We start from the raw sequence: 16,253 nt of genomic DNA on the forward strand, positions 1-16,253 counted from the left end.
TCGGGGTGGGTACCATCGGGTGGCTACAATCGTTGCAAGATTCGTGCCCTATGACCCACCGCCTACTCCCCCTCCTTGTGCTCGCAGCCCTGACCGGCCTTGCGGGCATGGCACATGCCGAAAAGGCAGACCGTGCCAAGCCCATGAACATCGAGGCCGACGCCCTGCGGCACGATGAACTCAAGCAGACCAGCGTGTTCTCGGGCCGCGTGGTGATGACCAAGGGCACCATCGTGCTGCGCGGCGCGCGGCTGGATGTGCGCCAGGACGCCGACGGCTACCAGTACGGCGTGGTCACGGCCGAGGCGGGCAAACGGGCGTTCTTCCGCCAGAAGCGCGACACCGTGGCCGGAGCGCCGGACGAGTTCATCGAAGGCGAAAGCGAAGTCATCGAATACGACGGCAAGGCCGACAACGTGCGCTTCATCACCCGCGCCGAACTGCGCCGCTACCGTGGGTCGGTGCTCAACGACGAGATCACCGGCGCCGTGATCGTTTACAACAACCTCACCGACGTGTTCACCGTCGATGGCCAGAAGGCGCCTGCGTCTTCGGCTGCGGCCGGCGACGCCCCCACGTCTGGCGGCCGCGTGCGCGCCGTGCTGGCACCCAAGGACCCGCCGCCCGGTACGGCAGCCCCCGCCAAGGCGCCCGAGTCGCCCGCACCGGCGCTGCGCCCCAGCAACACCCTTGGCGGCGGCGCCAAGTGAGCGGGCGCGTGGTGAGTACTGGTCCCGAGACCCCGGCGACCCCTGCGAACAGCCGTCTGGGGCCTGATTCGCAGTCGGGCAGCCGCCTGGAGGTGCAGCACCTGGCCAAGTCCTATGGCAGCCGCAAGGTCGTCAAGGACGTGTCCCTGGAGGTGCAAAAAGGCGAAGTCGTGGGTTTGCTGGGCCCCAATGGCGCGGGCAAGACCACTTCGTTCTACATGATCGTGGGCTTGGTACGCAGCGATGCGGGTGACATCCGTATCGACGGCCAGTCCGTGGCCCACATGCCCATCCATCGCCGGTCGCGCCTGGGGCTGTCGTACCTGCCGCAAGAAGCCTCCATCTTCCGCAAGCTCACCGTCGAAGAAAACGTGCGCGCCGTGCTGGAACTGCAGCGCGCCGATGACGGCCAGCCGCTGTCGCGCGATGCCATCGAAGAGCGCCTGACGGCCCTGCTGCAAGAGCTGCGCGTGGACCACCTGAGGGCCTCACCCGCTCTGGCGCTGTCGGGCGGCGAGCGCCGCCGTGTGGAGATTGCGCGGGCCTTGGCCACCCAGCCGCGTTTCATCCTGCTGGACGAGCCCTTTGCGGGCATCGACCCCATCGCCGTGATTGAAATCCAGCGCATCATCGGCTTCCTGAAGGCGCGCGGCATTGGGGTGCTCATCACCGATCACAACGTGCGCGAGACGCTGGGCATCTGCGACCACGCCTTCATCATCAGCGACGGCCGCGTGCTGGCGCAGGGCACGCCGTCCGAGATCGTGGACAACGCGGAGGTCCGAAGGGTGTACCTCGGCGAACACTTCAGGATGTGATGAAGCCTGGACTGTCGCTGCGCGTCTCGCAGCATCTCGCATTGACCCCCCAGCTCCAGCAGTCCATCCGGCTGCTGCAGTTGTCCACGCTCGAACTCTCGCAGGAAGTCGAGCAGATGCTCGACGAAAACCCGTTCCTCGAACGCAATGCCGACGAAGCCCCGCGCGAGGAATTTGGCCTGGAAGCCGCCGACACGCCTGCACAGGCCGACGACTACAGTGCCGATGATGCTATGTTTTCAGGAGCTACCAGCGCAAGCAGTACTAGCGCTGATAGCCAAAACGACGCTGAAATCTCCGGCGGGGGCTCGGACGAGCCCGACTGGAGCGGCGACGGCACCGTCGAGATGGCGCCCAACGATGCCGAGTGGGGCGGCGACGCCCCGGCACGCACCCGCAACGACGCGGAAGGCGACGAGGCCGATGCCACCGAGCTGGCCCGCTCGCACGAATCGCTGACGGCCTTTTTGCACCGCCAGGCGCTGTCGCTGCGCCTGTCCGAAGTGGACACGGCCGCGCTGCGTTTCCTCATCGAATCGCTGAACGACGACGGCTACCTCGAAGAGCCGCTGGAAGAACTCGCCATCAGCCTCGTCGGGCCCGACGACCTGGAACAGATCGAAGAGCTGGTGCACCGCTTCACGGTGGCCCAGCGCCTGCTGCAAAGCCTGGAACCTGTGGGCGTGGGCGCGCGCAATCTGTCCGAATGCCTGACGCTGCAGCTCGCGGCGTTGGCGGCCGACGAAGACAGCGACGCCGACCCCGAGACCGTGCAGACCGCTCTGCGCATCTGCCAGCAGCCGCTGGAGATGCTGGCCCGCCGCGACATCCGCCGCCTGACGCAGCTGTGCAGCGAAGGCGGCGTGGCTGGAGAAGAGCGTACCCGCGCTGCCATGGCACTCATCGCCCGCCTGGAACCACGCCCGGGCCGCAAGTTTGCCGACGTGGAGCGCAACATCATCGTGCCCGACGTCATCGTGCGCAAAGCCGGTCGCGCCAATGGCAGCGGCCAGCAGAGCTTCATCGTGCAGCTCAACCCCGACGTGATGCCCCGCCTGCGCGTGCACGACATCTACGCAGGCGCCCTGCGCGGCCACAAGGGCGGCGAAGGCCACCAGGGCATGCAGCAGCGCCTGCAGGAGGCGCGCTGGTTCATCAAGAACATCCAGCAGCGCTTTGACACCATCCTGCGCGTGTCGCGCGCCATTGTCGAGCGGCAAAAGAACTTCTTCACCCACGGTGAACTGGCCATGCGCCCGCTGGTGCTGCGCGACATTGCCGACGAACTGGGCCTGCACGAGTCCACCATCAGCCGCGTCACCACTGCCAAGTACATGGCCACGCCGATTGGCACCTACGAGCTGAAGTATTTCTTTGGCTCGGGCCTGGGTACCGAAACGGGCGGCAATGCATCGAGCACGGCGGTGCGCGCACTGATCAAGCAGTTCGTGTCGGCGGAGAGCCCGGCCAAGCCGCTGTCCGACAGCCAGATCGCCGAGATGCTCAAGGAGCAGGGCATCGAATGCGCGCGCCGCACCGTGGCCAAGTACCGCGAGGCGCTCAAGATCGCGCCGGCGAATTTGCGCAAGGCGTTGTAGCCGCCTCGGCAGCTGGCGCACGGCGCGCCTGCGATGCCGTACCTTTTCTGTTGTTTCCGTATTACCTACCGCAGCCCACCATGGCCCGCATCGTCTTTGACCTTCCCCCGTACTTCGGCTTTGCCACCGAGCTGCAGATCTACATCAGCCACGTGAACCAGGGCGGGCATCTGGACAACGCGCAGCTGCTCACCCTGGTGTCCGAAGCACGCGTGCGTTTCTTCCAGTCGCTGGGCTACCCCGAGGCCGATGTGGGCGGCCTGTCCATCGTGGTCGGCGACATCGTGGCGCAGTACAAGTCCGAAGGTTTCCACGGCGAGACCATGCGCGTGGAGATGGCGCCTGCGGACTTCAACCGCTACGGTTTCGACCTGGTGTTCTGCATGACCGAAAAGGCCTCAGGCCGCGAGGTGGCGCGCGGCAAGATCGGCATCGTCTTCATCGGCAAGGCCAGCCGCAAGGTCGCCCCCATCCCGGACTCCATCCGCCAGCTGCTGGCCCGGGCGGGGGAGCCCGGTTCCCCCGCAGTGCCCGAGCGCGTATCCTCCCCATCGACATGAACCAACTCCAACTTTTTCTCCCTTGCGCCGCGGGCGTCGAGGGCTTTCTGGCCGACGAGGTGCATGGCATCACCGGTCTCACGGGGCAAGACCTGCTGGTGGGCCGGGGTGGTGTGCTGCTGCGCGCCTCGTGGCGCCAGGCCATGCAGCTCAACCTGCACAGCCGTCTGGCCCAGCGCGTACTGGTGCAATTGGCCCACCGCCCGTACCGGTCTGAGAACGACCTCTACAACATGGCCAGCGATGTGGCTTGGGAGATCTGGTTCACCACGCGCCAGACCTTCAAGGTCGAAGTGACGGCCCAGCACAGCCCGCTGCAGAGCCTGAACTTCGCGGGCCTCAAGGTGAAAGACGCCGTGGCCGACCGCTTCCGCCACAAGAGCGGCGTGCGCCCCGATGTGAACACCCAGTGGCCCGACGTGCGCATCCACCTGCACCTGACCACCGACGAAGCCACGATCTACATCGACACCAGCGGCGAGCCGCTGTTCAAGCGCGGCTGGCGCGAGGACAAGGGCGACGCACCGCTCAAGGAAACCCTGGCCGCCGCCATGATCGCCGCCAGCGGCTGGGACCCGCACGGCGACAACCCCCAGCCCCTGTACGACCCCTGCTGCGGCAGCGGCACCATCGTGGTCGAGGCCGCGCAGATCGCCTGCCGCATCCCGGCGGGCATGCTGCGTCGCTTTGCGTTTGAAAAGCTGCTGCCCTTCCAGGCGCACGTTTGGTCTGCTATCAAAAACGAAGCTGAAGGCGCAATATGTACTAGCGCTGTACCCATTTTTGGCAGTGATGTGGCCTTCCGCATGGTCGATTTTGCACAGCGCAACGCTGAGCGCGCAGGTGTGGCCCAGGCCGTGCAGCTGCGCGGTGGCGACGCCCTGCAGCGCATGCCGCCCTGCGACCAGCCCGGCGTGATGCTGCTGAACCCGCCCTACGGCGAGCGCATTGCCGCAGCCGGTACCGCAGGCCGCAACGCCAGCGAACGCGCGGCCGACCGCGCCCAGGGCCTGGCTGTGGGCCGCGAAGAGGCGCAGACCGAAGACGGCGGCGAATTCTTCAGCCAGCTGGCCACGCACTGGAAGAAGAACTACAGCGGCTGGACGGCCTGGATGCTCACCCCCGACCTCAAACTGCCCGGCAAGATGCGCCTCAAGGAATCGCGCCGCGTGCCCATGTGGAACGGCCCCATCGAATGCCGCATGTTCCGCTTCGACATGATCAAGGGCGCCGTGCGCGACCGGGCTGCCAAGCCTGCCCCCGACGGCGGCCCGCGCCATGAAGGTTGAACTGCGCCTGCCCGCCGAGGTGCAGGCGAACGAGCCCGCACGCCCCGTGGTGGTGGACACCAACGTGGCGCTCGACCTGCTGATCTTCAGCGACCCGCGCACCGCCCCTCTGCGCACGCTGCTGGTCCAGGGGCGCCTGGCCTGGATTGCCACGCAGGTCATGCGCGACGAGCTGGAGCGCGTGCTGGCCTACCCGCACATCGTTGAGCGCATGAACTTCTACCGCGTGGGTGCCGCCCAGGTGCTGGCGGCGTTTGACGCGCAGGCGCGCCTGGTGGAGATCGCTCCCAAGGTGGCCTATGTGTGCAAGGACGCGGACGACCAGAAGTTCATCGACCTGGCGGCGGCGCACCGGGCGATCTTGCTGAGCAAGGACAAGGCGGTGATCTGCATGCGAAAGCGGCTGGCGAACCTGGGGGCGGATGTGGCGACGGAGGTGGTGTTGGACGAGGCGCCCGCCACTGAGGTGGCCTGATCACGCATTACTCAGTTTTTGCTGCAAGGATCGGTATGGGACCGTTGGGTTTTCTTGTCCTCTCAGGCTTTTTTGCATACCTGGCGTTCGACGCGCACCAGTTCAACCGGACATCCGGCCACAAAGTCTGGGCCGTGCCGCCATCTTCTGATCGCGCCGTAAGTGTGGATCCTTTGTCCCGCGCCGAACAAGAAGGTGCGCAGTCGAACGAAATCACTGCGGTGGGGGGCATTCCGGGCCTCTACTGGGTTCTTGTGGCGCTCTCAGTAGCTTGCTTTGGAATTGCGGCCGGGCTGTGGCTGGCGTAGGACTTCGGTCGGCCTATCGTCCACTCGGCAGACGACGTTCGGGTATCAAGTCGCCAGGGATTTCTTCAAATACACCAGCTGAAAGCCCTGGATATAGTTGTCGATATGCCCAAACTCTTCGTAGCCCTGCTTGAGGTAAAAGCCTCGGGCCTGCCATTCAAAGGTGTTGAGCGTCACGCTGTGGGCGCCCAGGTCGCGGGCTTTCTGTTCTGCGGTGGCCAGCAGTTGGCGGCCCACCCCCTGGTGCCGGGCCGTCTCGTCCACAAACAGCAGCTCCACCGTCAGCCACTGTAAAAACACGAACCCACGCAGTCCGCCGACGAGTTCGCCGTGCGTATCCCGCGCGCTCACCCATACGGGCTGGGACTGGCCGTACTCACCCACAAAACCGTAGTTGAACTGCCGCATCCGGCGGCCCAGCACGCCGGAGTGGACTTCTTCTGCCGTGGGGGTGTAAATCTCAAAGTCGCTCATCGAAAGAGACTCTTTCAGGCCAGCAAGTCATACGCGGCCCGCACCCGCTGCAAATCCCGCCCCAGCTTGCGATTCGTGGGCAGATGTCGCATCCACCCCATCCGCCGCACGCTGGTCGCCTGCACCTCCCGCATCTCCGCGCTGCCCTGCGCCACCCACGCCGCCCAGCGCGCGCGCCCCTCGGTCAGCGTGCCGCTGGTGTGCAGGTAGATCGCGGTGGAGTGCGCGTAACACAGCGCATCGCGCACATGGCACACCGCCAGGGGCAGCACGGCGGCGGGGTCGTCTTCAAAGTCGATGCAGGCCACCTCGCCATCAGGGCAGCGCACCAGGTTGCGCGCAAAGGCCTGGCTCAGGCAGGTGCCTTGGCGGTGCACATGGGCCAAGGTATCCAGCCCCTGCTGCCACAGGGCCAGCACGCTGGTGGTGTCGCCCGCCTGCACAGCGTGGTCGATCTCGTTGCCGAGCGAATGGATCTCTTCACCCGTGTGGCCCAGATGGCGCATGGCAAAGCCATTGGTGGATGCCGCCAGCACCACGGGCACGCGGATGCCGCGTGCGGCCAGGTCGCGCAGGCGCTGCACTTCGGTGGCAATGGCCGCGGGGCCGCCGGGGTTGGGCACGGGGCGCAGGGCGTCCAGCCGCAGCAGGGCGGCCAGTACGGCCATGGCGCGGTAGCGGCCCGTGCCGTGGGGGGCGCCTGCGCGCTTGATCCAGATCTGTTCGTGGCCCAGCACATGGGCCATCACGTTGTGCGGCTGGGTGGCGAGTTGCTGCTGCAAAAAGGCGGCGTAGTCGGGGGCGGCGTTGGTGCTGTCCATCGTCAAAGTCATACGGGGGCATCCCCAGCCACTGCGGCGGCGGTGCCGACGGCGGCGGCCTGCGCCAGCTCGACATGGTGGGGCACAGAGGGCTCCAGCGCAGGCTCGCTGGCCTGGAAGCTGTGGGCATTGGCCAGCGGCCAGTACAGGCGAAATACGTTGTGCTGCGTATCCAGCGGGCCCAGCAGCGCGCCAGGTTGCATGCGGGTAATCAGGTTGGACAGCAGGCGTACCTCGGTGTCGCTGATGCGGCGCACGATGTGGTGGGCCGTGATGTCCTTGGGGTGGCGCAGCCCGGCGGCCTGCACCAGCTCTTGCAGCGCGTGCAAGGTGCTGCGGTGGAACTGCGCCACGCGCGTGGCCTTGTCGGGCACCACCAGCGCCTGCTGGCGCAGCGGGTCTTGGGTGGTCACGCCGGTAGGGCAGTGGCCGGTGTGGCAGCTCTGCGCCTGGATGCAGCCCAGCGCCATCATGAAGCCGCGCCCCGCGTTGCACCAGTCGGCCCCCAGCGCCATCATGCGCGCGATGTCGAAGGCACTGATCACCTTGCCCGCGCAGCCAATGCGCACGCGGTCGCGCAGGTTCACGCCCACCAGGGTGTTGTGCACCAGCAGCAGGCCCTCTTGCAGCGGCGCGCCCACATGGTCGCTGAACTCCACCGGCGCCGCACCTGTGCCGCCTTCGGCGCCATCGACCACGATGAAATCCGGCGTGATACCCGTGACCAGCATGGCCTTGACGATGGCAAACCACTCCCACGGATGGCCCAGGCAGAACTTGAAGCCCGTGGGCTTGCCGCCCGACAGCGTGCGCAGTTTGGCGATGAAGTGCATCATCTCCACTGGAGTGCGAAACGCGCTGTGGCTGGCGGGCGAGATGCAGGCCTCGCCCTCCTTCACACCGCGTGCGGCCGCGATCTCGGCGGTGACCTTGGCGCCGGGCAGCACGCCGCCGTGGCCGGGCTTGGCGCCCTGGCTGAGCTTCAGCTCGATCATCTTGACCTGCGGGTCGGTGGCATTGGCCGCAAAACGCTCTTCGCTGAACGTGCCATCGGGGTTGCGGCAGCCAAAGTAGCCCGAGCCGATCTCCCAGATGAGGTCGCCGCCATGCACGCGGTGGTGCTGGCTGATGCTGCCCTCCCCCGTGTCGTGTGCAAAGCCACCTTTTTTAGCGCCCTGGTTGAGCGCCAGGATGGCATTGGCCGACAGCGCACCAAAGCTCATGGCCGAGATGTTGAACACGCTCGCGTGGTAGGGCTGGGTGCAGGGCGACACCGACTGCGAAGGCGCATCGGGGCTGCCGCCGATCCATACGCGAAAGTCGTGCGACGGCAGCTGGGTGGGCGCGAGCGAGTGGTTCACCCATTCGTAGCCCTGCGCGCCCACGTCCAGGTGGGTGCCGAAGGGGCGGTTGTCCGGGTCGCCCTTGGCGCGCTGGTAGACCAGCGAGCGCTGCGCGCGCGAGAACGGTGCGGCCTCGCTGTCGCTTTCGATGAAATACTGGCGCACCTCGGGCCGCACATATTCGAGCATGAAGCGGATGTGGCCGATGACCGGGTAGTTGCGCAGGATGGCGTGGCGCGTCTGTTGCAGGTCGTACACGCCCAGGGCCACCAGCGCTGCAAACACCAGCACCACGGGCAGGCCCACGCCAAACACCACCAGCGCAAACAGCGACAGCAGCAGCCCGAACACGCACAGCGCAAAGGCCGTGTAGCGCACCGGGTACAGGGAGTTCAGTTGGTGGATCATGGGGGTCCTGGTTCTGGGCGGTGGCGCGGGAGGGCTACACTGACCGCCTTTTTATCGGGTCGCCATGTTGCGCGCGGCTCTTTTTTCACGCCCTGGCCTTGCCTGGGCCGCCTTGCATCTGCCGCTGACGAGCGCCACAGCACAAGGCCAGCGCATCATAAAAGTAAAACATCGCTTTACTGCCCCCGCTTTCTCGCTTGACGACCGGAGCCTCCCATGACCGAACCCACATCGCCCACCCCCGCTCACGACGACCTCGACGCCTCCGCTGCGCCCGCTGCCGCACTGGGCCCCGACGAGCTGGAGGAGATGGACAACATCCTCGACGACCTGCGCGCGCGCGGCGAGGAAATCCCGCAGTGGGAGTTCTGCGACGGCTTCATGACCGCGCTGATCTGCAGCCGCCGCCCCATCGGCCCGGCCGAATACCTGCCCATGCTGCTGGGCGATGGTGCCGAACTGGATGTGGCCGAGGGCGAGCCGCTGCCCCTGCTGCCCGCGTTTGCCGACGCTGCCCAGCAAGCCCGCTTCATGGACCTGTGGATGCGCCGCTGGAACGAGATCGTGGCCCAGCTCGACACCGACGTGAAGACGCTGGACGACGACCGCACCTTCCAGCCCGAAGCCATGGACATGCGCGGCGCGGTGGCCAGCCTGACTGACGAACAGCGCGCCGAGATGGGCGACGACCAGGAGATTCCATCCTTCGGCCAAGTGTGGGCGCTGGGCTTCATGTTTGCGGTGGAAAACTGGCCTGAAGACTGGGCCGCCCCGCGCGACAAGGAAGCCGCCAAGTGGCTGGACGATGCGCTGGAGCGCATCGTGGCCCTGACCGAAGACGACACCGGCAAACCCGAAGTCTGCATGTACGACGAAGACGGCCCACCCAGCACCAGCCAGGCGCGCGTGGAAGCCTTCGGCGAAGCCATCTGGGCCGTGTACGACCTGCGCCAGCTATGGAAGAGCATGGGCCCGCGCGTGGAGACGGTGCGCAAGGCGCCCGAGCCCGGGCGCAACGACCCTTGCCACTGCGGCAGCGGCAAGAAGTACAAGAAGTGCCACGGGGCGTGATCCCGTTGGAGAATTTGCTACTGAGTTGATAGCTTGTTGCGCTTGATGGATAAGCGCTAGAGCCTGTTTTTGTCTGAAACCCCTCGCAGCGCGCCTTCGGGCGCGCTTTGCTTTGCACCTTTCATGAATCGATCATTCCTCACCCGCCTGCGCGCCGAATGGGCGCCCAGCATTCCGCGCGAACTGCTGGCTGGCGCGGTGGCCACGTTTGCGCTCATCCCCGAGGTCATCGCTTTCTCCTTCGTGGCGGGCGTGGACCCTTCGGTGGGGCTCTTTGCCTCGTTTGTCATCAGTTTGGTGATTGCTTTCACCGGCGGGCGGCCGGCCATGGTGTCTGCTGCGGCGGGCTCGGTGGCGCTGGTGGCCGCGCCGCTGGTGCAGTCGCACGGGCTGGGCTACCTGCTGGCAGCCGGGTTGCTGGCCGGTGTGGTGCAGGTGGCGTTTGGGCTGATGAAGCTGGGCGTGCTGATGCGCTTTGTGTCCAGCTCGGTACGCACCGGGTTTGTGAATGCACTGGCCATCCTGATCTTTGCCGCGCAGCTGCCGCATCTGCACGGGGCCACTACAGCCACCTGGGGTGCTTTGGCGTTGGGGCTGGCGCTTATCTACGGCCTGCCGTGGCTGGGCCAGCGGTTGGCGTGGCCTGCACTGTCCGTGATCCCGTCACCGCTGATCTGCGTGGTGGTGCTCACCGTGCTGGCGTCCGCACTGGGGTTGAAGTTACCCACTGTGGGAGACCTGGGCCAGTTGCCCGATGCGCTGCCCGTGTTTGCGCTGCCGCAGGTGCCCGTGTCGCTGGACACACTGCGCATCATCCTGCTGCCCGCACTGGCGATTGCCATGGTGGGTCTGCTCGAATCCGTGCTCACCGCCGCCGTGGTCGATGAACTGACCGACACCCCCAGCAACAAAAACCGCGAATGCGCCGGGCTGGGCGTGGCCAACATTGCAGCCAGCTGCTTTGGTGGCATTGCTGGCTGCGGAATGATCGGCCAGGCCGTGGGCAACGTGAAATACGGCGGGCGCGGGCGCCTGTCCACGCTGTTCGCGGGGGTGTTTCTGCTCATCCTGATGGTGGCGCTCAAGCCCTGGGTGTCGCAGGTGCCGGTGATCGCGCTGGTGGCCATCATGGTCATGGTGTCGGCCGAAACGTTCGACTGGAAGTCGCTCGGCGCCCTGGTGCGCCACCCGCGCCTGTCCAGCGCCGCCATGCTGTCCACCGTGGCCGTCACCATCGCCACCCACAACCTGGCTGCCGGCGTGGCCGTGGGCGTGGTGCTCAGCGGGGTGTTCTTTGCGTTCAAGGTCTCGCGCATGCTGGATGTGCGCATGCACGACGACGCACAGACCGGCCAACGCACCTGGCGCGTGTCCGGCCAGGTGTTCTTTGCCTCGGCCGATGCGTTCATCGAAGCCTTCGACGTGCTGGGCGCCGAGGGCCGCCCGGTGGTCATCGACGTCACGCACGCCCACTTCTGGGACATCACTGCCGTCGCTGCGCTCGACAAGGTGGTGGAGCGCCTGCGCCACCACGGCTGCACGGTGCAGGTGCTGGGGCTGAACGAAGCCAGTGCGGTGCTGATCGACCGCCTGGCGGGCGATGCAGCGCTGGCCCAATAGCCCGCTCGCTCCCTAGCCGCCCTGCGCCAGAAACTTCTTCAGATTCCCCGCCGCCGTACTGCGCACCTTGCGCTTGAGCGATGGCGACCAGCCCAGCAGCAGCCCGGGTGCGCCCAGTGCCTGCCGCGCCCAGCGCCAGAAGTTGAAACGGTCGCGGTGCGTGGCGATCAGCCCGTCGGGCGTGAAGGTGAAGGTGCCGTCGATGATGTTGTGCACCTTGCGCCCCGTGGCGCTGAAGAGGTAGTGCGCCTCCCAGTGGGCCTTGCCGCCCTGCGCATCGGCGTCGATGCCGCTGAACTCCAGCTTCCAGTGCTCGGCGGCGCCGGGCTTTTTCGTTGCGGTGCACAGCATGCGCCACATGCCGGCCACCTGCTCGCGGCCTTTCAGGGAAAAGGCTTCGTCGTCAAACGTGGCGTTGGGGGCATAGCAGGCGGCCATGGTGGCATGGTCCAGTTGCGCAAACGCGGTGTAGAAGCGTTGCAGGGTCTGGGCGTTGGGGTGCATGGGTTCTCCTCCTCAAGGGCGCCCATGCTACACCGGGGCCGTTGCGCTGCCTGCCCCCTGCGGGACCGGCGCGGCGACGTGCTTTCAGCTGGTGCGCAGCCCGCCAATGCGCCGCCGCTGGGTTTCATCCAATGCGTCCAGCACCTGGATGCCGTGCGCATACCCTTGCTGCACGATCTGCTCGAACCGGTTCCACTGCAGCATGCCCACGCGGTCCATGGGCGGGTTGAAGTACAGGTCGGTGAGCTGCTGCGACTGGCGCTGCCGCGACATGCTGTACAGGATGGTGACCTGCATGAGGTAGCTGGCCAGCGAGGGCAGCTTGTAGCGGCGCTGCGCGCGCGGCCGCAGCTTGTCGCGCAGCAGGGCCCAGCTGCTGGGGATGTCGTCCAGCTCGATGCGGCGCGGTTTGCGGAAGTTCAGGTCCACGCCAATCACCGTGCCCACGCCGCGCATGCTGCTGCGCATCACGTCCACCGGAAAGTTGTTGAACGTACCGCCGTCGCACAGCAGGTCCCCCTCGTGCACCACCGGGGGCAGCGCGCCGGGGATGGAGATGCTGGCCAGCAGCGACTTCACCAGGCTGCCCCGGCGCACCACCTGTTCGCTGGCGCGCGAGTAGTTGGTGGCCACGCAGTAGTAGTTCTTCCACAGGTCCTCGACCTGCGCCGGAAAGCCCACCAGCTGGCCCACTGCGTCGTGCAGGATGTGGCGCAGGCGGCGGCCCTTGATGAGCGACATCAGCGGCAGCAGGCTCCAGTCGCCCGTGGGGTTGGTGCGGAACGCCTCGCGGGCGTTGTCCATCACCGTGGTCAGGGGCTGGTCGGACGCCACATACGCGGCCATCACCGAGCCGATGCTGGTGCCGCCCACGCAGTCGATCTCCACGCCTTCTTCTTGCAGCGCGCGGTAGATGCCCAGGTGCGCAAACCCGCGCGCGCCGCCACCGGCCAGCACCAGGCCCACGGCGGTGCGGCTCTGGATGCGGGCCAGGCGCGCCATGTCGCGGTCGAGGGCAGGGCGCACGTGCACGTGGTCGGCCACGGGGCGGCGGTCCAGCCATTGCTGGGTGCCGCGCGGGCACTGGGTGCCTTCCGGGTGCAGCAGCACCAAAATCTCGGCGGCCTCGGCCAGGGGCGCGCGGCGCAGCAGGCAGTTTTCTTCAATCGGGTGGATGGCGGGCTCGGCCTGTGCGTCGGCCAGCAGCAGCAACTCGTCGCAGTGGCGGCTCACGCGGCGCGTCCAGGGCGTGGGCTCCGGGTCTGCCAGCAGCAGCACGAAGTCATTGCGCGCCTCGATCTCGTCGAGCAGCATGGCGATGCGCCGGTTGGCCGTGGCGTCGGCACCTTCACGCTGGGCAATGCCGGGTTCGTGCAATTCGGCATCCACGGTGGTCGAGTCCACCACCCGCACGCGGCCCACCGTGCCGAGGTGGCGCGCCAGGCGCTGGCCAAAGGCCTGCAGGTCCACGCCGCTGCTCACGGGCAGCAGGCCCATGGCCACAGGGCGCTCCTGCGCGGCCGTGTGGGCGGCGGTGCCTGACTGCAGGCGCTGGATGATCTGGCGTGTGAGGGCAATCGACACCTGCGCGCTGCTGGCCAGCAGGGTCTTGAACACGTCCTTGGTCAGGCGCACCAGCACCGAGTCGCGCACTGCGACCACGGTGGCGGCGCGGGGGGCGTCGGTGAACAGGCTGATCTCACCAATCACCTGGCCCCGGCCCATGTCGGCGACGCGGCGCTGCGTGCCACTGTGGCCGTCGTCACTGCGCACATAGGCGCGCAGGCGGCCGCTGACGGTGAGGTACATCGATTCGCCGGGCTCGCCCTGGGTCATCAGCGTGCTGCCGCCGGGCACCTCCACCCATTCCAGCTGGGCGCGCAGCAGCTCCAGCGCCTCGGGCTCGATGCCTGGCAGAAAGTTGCGCAGGTGCTCGGTGAGCAGTTGGTTCTGGGTCGCGGTAAAGGGAGGCATGGTCACGCAATGGGCAAGGCACAGTGAAGGCGCTGCGAAAGGTGATGGCTGGCCAGCCACCGGTGCTGGCCAAGTGTTCCGCAGCGTGCGAAGCGGCGGATTCTAGGAACGCGAAGGCCCCTGTGCGCACTGCACGGAGCATGGCGCCTGCGCAGCGCGTGAACAAATGCACGGCAGGCCCTTTCGATTGCCCCTTCGGGCCGAATGGGACCGGGCCGTCAGCGCATGAAGCTGCGAAGTGCCTCGGCGGTTTCGCCGGGCAATTGTTCAGGAATGAAGTGCCCCGCCGGCACGGCCTGGCCCGTGACCACGCCTGCACACTGCGCCTGCCACAGCGCCAGCGGATCAAACAGCCGGTGCACAACACCGTGCGCGCCCCAGATCACCAGGGTGTCGCAGGCGATTTTCTCGCCGCGCGTGCGGCTGTCGCGGTCATGGTCCAGGTCGATGCCTGCGCTGGCGCGGTAGTCCTCGCAGGCGGTGTGGATGGCTTCGGGTGTGCAAAAGCAGCGCTCATAGTCGGCCAGGGCCTGGGGCTCGATGTGGGCCAGGCCTGCGCTGCCCCAGCCGCCCAGCTTGGCGTGCAGGTAGGCGCGCGCGTTGCCGCCGATCATGGTTTCGGGCAGCGGTGCGGGTTGGATCAGGTGGAACCAGTGGTAGTAGGCGCGCGCAAACTCCATGTCGGTGCGCGCGTACATGTCGAGCGTGGGGGCGATGTCGATCACGCACAGCCTCTTCACGCGCGCGGCGTGGTCCAGCGCGAGCCGGTGGGCCACCCGGCCGCCCCGGTCATGGCCGCACAGGTAGAACCGGTCGTGGCCCAGGGCAGTCATCACCTCGGCCATGTCTTGCGCCAGGGCGCGTTTGCTGTAGTTGCTGTGGTCGGGCAGGCCGGGCGCGTGGGATGAGTCGCCATAGCCGCGCAGGTCTGGCAGCACCAGGCAGTAGTCGCGCGCCAGCTGCTGCGCCACGCGGTGCCACAGCGCATGCGTTTGCGGAAAGCCGTGCAGCAACAGCAGCGGGGGCGCGCCCACGGTGCCCCCTGTGCGCACAAAGATCTCCGCGCCCGAGGTGGTGATGCGCTGGGTGGCAAAGCCGTCAAACCAGGAGGGTGTCGTTGTCATGGCCGTATGGTGTGGCAAGGGGCGGGGGAAGCCCTGTCTTGTGGACGACAGCAGCGTTGCCCACGCCGGGGCCTGGGACCTTGCCAGCGAGGTCAGGCAGGCAGCAAGCTCAGCAGCCGCTTCAGCGCGTACCGCAGCGTGGCCGTGCGGACGGCGGCGCGGTCCCCGGCAAAGTGCTGCATTTCGCTGTGGGTTTCGCCGCCCACGCACCAGGCAAACCACACGGTGCCCACCGGCTTGGCCTCGGTGCCGCCTGTGGGGCCCGCGACGCCCGTCACGGCCAAGCTGACCTGCGCGCGCGAGTGGGCAAGGGCGCCGTCGGCCATGGCACGCGCTACGGGCTCGCTCACTGCACCGTGCTGCTCGATCAGGCCGGGGGGCACGCCCAGCATCTCGGCCTTGGCCTCGTTGGAATAGGTCACAAAGCCGCGCTCAAACCACTGGCTGGAGCCCGACAGGTCGGTGCAGGCGGCGGCGATCATGCCGCCAGTGCAGCTCTCGGCAGTGGCCAGTAGGCGGCGGCGGGCCAGCAAACGCAGCGATATTTGCGTCAAATTGGCCTCAAGTGCTTGTATTTCTTGCGCTAGTAGCTCACTTTTTGATAGTGATGTGGGTGCCATCAGAACCTCCACAGTGCAATGACCAGCAAGGTACAGAAGGCTGCCACAAAGTCGTCCCACAAGATACCCCAGCCCCCGCGCCAGCCAAAGCCTTTGAACAGGCTGTCGGCCCAGCCCACCGGGCCGGGTTTGGCGGCGTCAAAAAAGCGGAACAGCCCAAACGCCACCACCTGCCCCCACAGCCCCATGGGCATGGCCAGCCACAGCACCAGCCAGAAGGCCACCACCTCGTCCCACACGATGCTGCCGGGGTCGGCTACGCGCATGTGGCGTGCCGTGGTGGTGCAGGCCCACCAGCCCACCACGGTGCTGATCGCGATCAGCAGGCCCATTTGCCGCGGGTTCAGCCACTGCTGCAGCACCAGGTATGCCAGCCAGGCCCACAGCGTGCCCACGGTGCCCGGTGCCTTGGGGGCCAGGCCGGCACCAAAGCCCAGCGCCATGAAGTGGGCCGGGTGGGACAGCATGAAGCGCACGCTGGGGCGCAGGGGGGCAAGGCTGGGCTGGGGCTCGGAAACGGTCATGGCACGAAAGAA

17 protein-coding genes are annotated in these 16,253 nt (G+C 67.0%); 9 read left to right on the forward strand and 8 right to left on the reverse strand.

All coding sequences use genetic code 11. The annotated features are described in order from the left end of the window. The first annotated feature begins 50 nt into the window (after positions 1–50). The 7 genes from lptA to ACT531_RS16315 all read left to right on the forward strand — a co-directional run bounded on the left by lptA (position 51) and on the right by ACT531_RS16315 (position 5,758). Complete coding sequence (gene lptA / locus ACT531_RS16285) at positions 51–710, forward strand: lipopolysaccharide transport periplasmic protein LptA (RefSeq protein WP_110961735.1); 660 nt, start codon at positions 51–53, stop codon at positions 708–710. Between the two features lie 56 nt (positions 711–766). Further along, entirely contained in the window at positions 767–1,528 is a 762-nt protein-coding gene (gene lptB / locus ACT531_RS16290; RefSeq protein WP_110961889.1) for an LPS export ABC transporter ATP-binding protein, read from the forward strand. After that, positions 1,528–3,126, forward strand: a complete 1,599-nt coding sequence (locus ACT531_RS16295) for an RNA polymerase factor sigma-54 (RefSeq protein WP_476018085.1) — start codon at positions 1,528–1,530, stop codon at positions 3,124–3,126. Before lptB ends, ACT531_RS16295 begins: the two co-directional genes overlap by 1 nt. Positions 3,127–3,206: 80 nt before the next feature. Then, complete coding sequence (locus ACT531_RS16300) at positions 3,207–3,686, forward strand: acyl-CoA thioesterase (RefSeq protein ID WP_476018086.1); 480 nt, start codon at positions 3,207–3,209, stop codon at positions 3,684–3,686. After that, entirely contained in the window at positions 3,683–4,975 is a 1,293-nt protein-coding gene (locus ACT531_RS16305) for a THUMP domain-containing class I SAM-dependent RNA methyltransferase (protein ID WP_476018087.1), read from the forward strand. Before ACT531_RS16300 ends, ACT531_RS16305 begins: the two co-directional genes overlap by 4 nt. Continuing rightward, entirely contained in the window at positions 4,965–5,450 is a 486-nt protein-coding gene (locus tag ACT531_RS16310; protein WP_476018088.1) for a putative toxin-antitoxin system toxin component, PIN family, read from the forward strand. Before ACT531_RS16305 ends, ACT531_RS16310 begins: the two co-directional genes overlap by 11 nt. A gap of 35 nt (positions 5,451–5,485) precedes the next feature. Then, complete coding sequence (locus ACT531_RS16315) at positions 5,486–5,758, forward strand: hypothetical protein (RefSeq protein WP_476018089.1); 273 nt, start codon at positions 5,486–5,488, stop codon at positions 5,756–5,758. Positions 5,759–5,803: 45 nt separating this feature from the next. On the opposite strand, the gene ACT531_RS16320 is transcribed toward ACT531_RS16315, so the two are convergent. Genes ACT531_RS16320 through ACT531_RS16330 form a run of 3 tightly spaced genes read right to left on the reverse strand, consistent with a single transcriptional unit; the run spans position 5,804 to position 8,804 of the window. Then, on the reverse strand, positions 5,804–6,232 hold the full coding sequence (locus ACT531_RS16320) for a GNAT family N-acetyltransferase (RefSeq protein ID WP_209820463.1): 429 nt from the start codon (positions 6,230–6,232) through the stop codon (positions 5,804–5,806). 14 nt (positions 6,233–6,246) lie between these two features. Next, positions 6,247–7,053: a BUD32 family EKC/KEOPS complex subunit gene (locus ACT531_RS16325; RefSeq protein WP_476018090.1), complete on the reverse strand. Its 807-nt coding sequence runs from the start codon at positions 7,051–7,053 to the stop codon at positions 6,247–6,249. Positions 7,054–7,061: 8 nt separating this feature from the next. Next, a complete protein-coding gene (locus ACT531_RS16330) occupies positions 7,062–8,804 on the reverse strand; it encodes an FMN-binding glutamate synthase family protein (RefSeq protein WP_476018091.1) in 1,743 nt (580 codons plus the stop codon). Positions 8,805–9,020: 216 nt separating this feature from the next. Between ACT531_RS16330 and ACT531_RS16335 the strand changes: the two genes are divergently transcribed. Both ACT531_RS16335 and ACT531_RS16340 read left to right on the forward strand, forming a co-directional pair. Next, complete coding sequence (locus tag ACT531_RS16335) at positions 9,021–9,875, forward strand: UPF0149 family protein (protein WP_309828380.1); 855 nt, start codon at positions 9,021–9,023, stop codon at positions 9,873–9,875. Between the two features lie 123 nt (positions 9,876–9,998). After that, a complete protein-coding gene (locus ACT531_RS16340) occupies positions 9,999–11,495 on the forward strand; it encodes a SulP family inorganic anion transporter (RefSeq protein WP_476018092.1) in 1,497 nt (498 codons plus the stop codon). 12 nt (positions 11,496–11,507) lie between these two features. Here ACT531_RS16340 and ACT531_RS16345 read toward each other — a convergent pair whose 3' ends face one another. From ACT531_RS16345 to ACT531_RS16365, 5 genes are all read right to left on the reverse strand, one after another. Continuing rightward, positions 11,508–11,999, reverse strand: coding sequence for a nuclear transport factor 2 family protein (locus ACT531_RS16345; protein ID WP_476018093.1), 492 nt, complete (start codon positions 11,997–11,999; stop codon positions 11,508–11,510). Between the two features lie 84 nt (positions 12,000–12,083). After that, entirely contained in the window at positions 12,084–13,973 is a 1,890-nt protein-coding gene (locus ACT531_RS16350) for a patatin-like phospholipase family protein (RefSeq protein WP_476018094.1), read from the reverse strand. A 218-nt stretch (positions 13,974–14,191) separates the two neighbouring features. Beyond that, entirely contained in the window at positions 14,192–15,097 is a 906-nt protein-coding gene (locus tag ACT531_RS16355; RefSeq protein ID WP_476018095.1) for an alpha/beta fold hydrolase, read from the reverse strand. A gap of 92 nt (positions 15,098–15,189) precedes the next feature. Then, complete coding sequence (locus ACT531_RS16360) at positions 15,190–15,717, reverse strand: CinA family protein (protein ID WP_476018096.1); 528 nt, start codon at positions 15,715–15,717, stop codon at positions 15,190–15,192. Then, the gene (locus ACT531_RS16365; protein ID WP_060984615.1) at positions 15,717–16,241 is read right to left on the reverse strand and encodes a phosphatidylglycerophosphatase A family protein; all 525 of its coding nucleotides are present in this window, start codon (positions 16,239–16,241) and stop codon (positions 15,717–15,719) included. Before ACT531_RS16365 ends, ACT531_RS16360 begins: the two co-directional genes overlap by 1 nt. Positions 16,242–16,253: the final 12 nt, after the last annotated feature.

The sequence above is a fragment of the Acidovorax sp. DMC1 genome (assembly GCF_056314325.1).

What these genes read in the sequence shown, in the direction of transcription:
- lptA (WP_110961735.1), top strand. Translation starts at nt 51, where the DNA reads ATGACCCACCGCCTACTCCCCCTCCTTGTGCTCGCAGCCCTGACCGGC.
- ACT531_RS16305 (WP_476018087.1), top strand. Translation starts at nt 3,683, where the DNA reads ATGAACCAACTCCAACTTTTTCTCCCTTGCGCCGCGGGCGTCGAGGGC.
- ACT531_RS16310 (WP_476018088.1), top strand. Translation starts at nt 4,965, where the DNA reads ATGAAGGTTGAACTGCGCCTGCCCGCCGAGGTGCAGGCGAACGAGCCC.
- ACT531_RS16365 (WP_060984615.1), bottom strand. Translation starts at nt 16,241, where the DNA reads ATGACCGTTTCCGAGCCCCAGCCCAGCCTTGCCCCCCTGCGCCCCAGC.
- ACT531_RS16295 (WP_476018085.1), top strand. Translation starts at nt 1,528, where the DNA reads ATGAAGCCTGGACTGTCGCTGCGCGTCTCGCAGCATCTCGCATTGACC.
- ACT531_RS16330 (WP_476018091.1), bottom strand. Translation starts at nt 8,804, where the DNA reads ATGATCCACCAACTGAACTCCCTGTACCCGGTGCGCTACACGGCCTTT.
- ACT531_RS16360 (WP_476018096.1), bottom strand. Translation starts at nt 15,717, where the DNA reads ATGGCACCCACATCACTATCAAAAAGTGAGCTACTAGCGCAAGAAATA.
- ACT531_RS16345 (WP_476018093.1), bottom strand. Translation starts at nt 11,999, where the DNA reads ATGCACCCCAACGCCCAGACCCTGCAACGCTTCTACACCGCGTTTGCG.
- ACT531_RS16325 (WP_476018090.1), bottom strand. Translation starts at nt 7,053, where the DNA reads ATGGACAGCACCAACGCCGCCCCCGACTACGCCGCCTTTTTGCAGCAG.
- ACT531_RS16320 (WP_209820463.1), bottom strand. Translation starts at nt 6,232, where the DNA reads ATGAGCGACTTTGAGATTTACACCCCCACGGCAGAAGAAGTCCACTCC.
- ACT531_RS16355 (WP_476018095.1), bottom strand. Translation starts at nt 15,097, where the DNA reads ATGACAACGACACCCTCCTGGTTTGACGGCTTTGCCACCCAGCGCATC.
- ACT531_RS16340 (WP_476018092.1), top strand. Translation starts at nt 9,999, where the DNA reads ATGAATCGATCATTCCTCACCCGCCTGCGCGCCGAATGGGCGCCCAGC.
- ACT531_RS16300 (WP_476018086.1), top strand. Translation starts at nt 3,207, where the DNA reads ATGGCCCGCATCGTCTTTGACCTTCCCCCGTACTTCGGCTTTGCCACC.
- ACT531_RS16350 (WP_476018094.1), bottom strand. Translation starts at nt 13,973, where the DNA reads ATGCCTCCCTTTACCGCGACCCAGAACCAACTGCTCACCGAGCACCTG.
- ACT531_RS16315 (WP_476018089.1), top strand. Translation starts at nt 5,486, where the DNA reads ATGGGACCGTTGGGTTTTCTTGTCCTCTCAGGCTTTTTTGCATACCTG.
- ACT531_RS16335 (WP_309828380.1), top strand. Translation starts at nt 9,021, where the DNA reads ATGACCGAACCCACATCGCCCACCCCCGCTCACGACGACCTCGACGCC.